Source organism: Geodermatophilus saharensis (genome assembly GCF_900188205.1).
Taxonomy (GTDB): domain Bacteria; phylum Actinomycetota; class Actinomycetes; order Mycobacteriales; family Geodermatophilaceae; genus Geodermatophilus; species Geodermatophilus saharensis.
Genome location: NZ_FZOH01000017.1, coordinates 1 through 3,250, shown reverse-complemented (window position 1 = coordinate 3,250; position 3,250 = coordinate 1). Strand labels below are relative to the sequence as shown.

2 protein-coding genes are annotated in these 3,250 nt (G+C 74.8%); both read right to left on the bottom strand.

All coding sequences use genetic code 11. The annotated features are described in order from the left end of the window. The coding region (locus CHC04_RS23295) for a HAMP domain-containing protein (protein ID WP_141233903.1) at positions 1-1,022 on the bottom strand (1,022 nt) is incomplete at its 3' end. A 372-nt stretch (positions 1,023-1,394) separates the two neighbouring features. Beyond that, the gene (locus tag CHC04_RS25405; protein ID WP_281252272.1) at positions 1,395-3,017 is read right to left on the bottom strand and encodes a methyl-accepting chemotaxis protein; all 1,623 of its coding nucleotides are present in this window, start codon (positions 3,015-3,017) and stop codon (positions 1,395-1,397) included. Positions 3,018-3,250 lie beyond the last annotated feature (233 nt).

Below are 3,250 nucleotides of genomic sequence, written 5' to 3'. Positions count from 1 at the left end.
TCCGCGGCGTTGGTCGCGATCTCCCGGATGCTCGCCCCCATCTGCTCGGCACCGGCGGCCACGGTCTGCACCGACCGCGACACCTCCTCGGCGGCACCGGAGACGACGCCGGACTGGGCGGAGGTCTCCTCCGCCGACGCCGAGATCTGCGCCGACGAGGCCGACAGCTCCTCGCTGGAGGCGGCCACCGCGTCGGCCGAGGACGCCACCGACGACAGCACCGCACGCAGGCTCTGCTGGGCGGCACCGAGCGCCTCGGCCATCCGGCCCAGCTCGTCGCGCCCGCGGACCTCGGGCGTGACGGTCAGGTCACCCTCGGCCAGCGCCTCGACCGAGCGCTGCACGGAGCGGACGGTGGCCACCAGGCGCCGGACGACCAGGACGGTCAGCCCGCCGGCGACGACGATGCCGGCGGCCAGGGCGAGCCACAGCGTGGTGGTGGCCGAGGAGACGGTGGCCACCGCGTCGTCGGTGTCGGCCTGGCCGGCGGCGACCCGCCGGTCCTGCATGGCGGCGTACTGGTCCATGATCGAGTCGGAGGCGTCCTGCAGCGGGCCGGCGACGACGGCACCGGCCCTCGCCAGGTCGCCGGCGTCGGCGGCGGGCAGCAGCTGCCCCTCGGCCACCGCGTAGTAGCCGTCGACGGTGCTGCGGAACTCGTCGAAGGCGGTCCGGTTGACCGTCACCTCGGCGTAGGCGTCGAGCTGACCCTCGAGGGTCTCCCGCCGCTCGGCGAGCTCGGTGCGGAGCTCGGCGCGGGTGCGCGGGTCGACCAGGGCGTAGCTGTTGTAGCGCGAGCGGTCGCCCTGCCAGGACCGCTGGATGTCGGCGAGGTCCGCCAGCGTGCCGACGTTGCCGTTGATGCGGACCGCGGCGGCCTGCACGGCGGACAGCCGGGTCACGGCCAGGACGGACATCGCGACGGCGACGAGGGCGAGGACGGCGACGGCGGCGCCGATCTTGACGGCGACCGGGCGGTCGGCGAACCAGCCGCCGGAACGGCCGGCACGGGCGGTGCTCATGGATCAGCTCCTGCTCTCGGGGTGGGACCCGTCGGGGGACGGGGAGGAACGGCCGCGGTCGGTCACGCCGTCGTGCACCTAATGTGGCGGACGGGAATGGAGACCGTCTCCGTCCGGGAATGGTGTGTCGGTAACGATCCGGGCACGGCCCGGAATGGCTGACGGGGAATTCCGGAGCGCCATTCGCCTCCCCTTGTCGACACGGGGTCACGGGCCTCATCGCCGGCCGGACGCCGTGTCGACATGCGGTTTCACACGCCAGGAACGGGCCGGCGTCATCACCGTGGCGACGACGTCGGCCCGCCCCGACTCCCCGGTGGACCGGGCTCGGGGACCATTCCGGGAATTGGTCCCCGGAATCGGGGAGCGCGCTCAGTAGGTGAAGCGGGCGACGCCGGCGCGCAGGTCGGCGGCCATCCGGGCGAGCTCGTCGACGGCGGTGCGGGTCTGGGTGAGCGCCTGGGTGGTGGCGTCGGCGGCGCCGGAGACCCCGGCGATGTTGTCCGCGATCTGCCCCGACCCCTGGGCCGCCTCCTGCACCGACCGCGACATCTCGCTCGTCGTCGCGGTCTGCTCCTCCACCGCACTGGCGATGGTGGTCTGCCGGTCGGAGATCTGCGCGACGATCGAGCTGATCTCCCCGATCGCGGTCACCGCCGCGGTGGTGTCGCCCTGGATGGCCTGCACCCGGCGGGCGATGTCCTCGGTGGCCTTGGCCGTCTCCTGCGCCAGTTCCTTGACCTCGTTGGCCACCACGGCGAAGCCCTTGCCGGCCTCCCCGGCCCGGGCGGCCTCGATGGTGGCGTTGAGCGCGAGCAGGTTGGTCTGCTCGGCGATCGAGGTGATGACCTTCACGACGTTGCCGATCTCCGCCGAGCTCTCCCCCAGCCGGGCCACGGTCGCGGTGGTCGACTCCGCGGCGGAGACGGCGCGGGCGGCCACGGCGCTGGCCTCCGCGGCGTTGGTCGCGATCTCGCGGATCGAGGCCCCCATCTCCTCCGCGCCGGCGGCGACGGTCTGCACGCTGCGGGACACCTCCTCGGCCGCCCCGGCCACCACGCCGGACTGGGCGGAGGTCTCCTCGGCGGAGGCGGAGATCTGCGCCGAGCTGGCGCTCAGCTCCTCCGAGCTCGCCGCCACCGCGTCCGCCGAGGACGCCACCGACGCCATCACCGCCCGCAGGCCCTCCTGGGCGGCGTCCAGCGCCTCGGCCACCTGGCCGACCTCGTCGCGCTGCCGGATCCCGGTGCCCTCCGTCAGGTCCCCCGTGGCCAGGCGGGTGGCCAGCGCCTGCACCCGGCGCAGCGGGCGGACGATCGAGCGGCCGACCAGCACCGCGCACAGCCCGGCCAGGACGACGGCGAGCACGCCCACGGCGGTCAGCAGGACGGTCGCGCGGCCCTGCGCGTCCGCCTGGTCGGCGCGCAGCTGCTCGGCGCGCTCGGTGGCCGAGGCCTGGATCCGGTCGGCGAGGTCGAGCACCATGCCGTACCCCTCGCCGGCCTCGCCGCCGTTGATGCTCTCCAGCGCCGCGCGGTCGTCCTCCGGCGTACCGGTCCGCAGCCACTGGACCACCCGGTCGTCCCAGGCGAAGTAGTTGTCCCAGGCCGGCCGCAGCTCGGCGAACGCGTCGGCCTCGTCGGCGTCCATCGCCGAGGTGTCGACGTCGTCGAGCCAGGCGTAGACCGCGTCCTTGCTGTCCAGCAGGCCGGCCCGGTTGTAGGAGTCGGCCGCCAGGGCGACGTCGGGACCGAAGGTGACGGCGTCGGCGACGACCAGTCCCTGCCAGCCGGTGACGTCGGCGATCTGGAAGCGGGCGGTCTCGGCGTCGGCCAGGACGGCGTCGGCCCGGCTCAGCTCGCCGGCGAGGTCGCGCTGCTGGGACACCGCCGCCAGGCCGGTCGCGGCACAGACGACGACGAGGATCCCGACCGCGCCGAAGGCGAGGGCGAGGCGGCGACCGACCCGCAGGTCGGAGAGCCAGGACAGGTGCACAGCGGTGCCTCTCGGTAGTGGGGTGCGGGACCGGCCGCCCTCCAGGGGCCCGCGCCGAGCCCGCGCGGCGTGGGGGGAGGGGTGGTCCTCCATCAGTGGGTGAAGCGGCCGACCGTGGCCCGGAGGCCGGCGGCCATCCGGGAGAGCTCGTCGACGGCGACCCGCGTCTGGCTCAGCGCCTGGGTGGTGGCGTCGGCGGCGCCGGAGACCCCGGCGATGTTGTCGGCGATCTG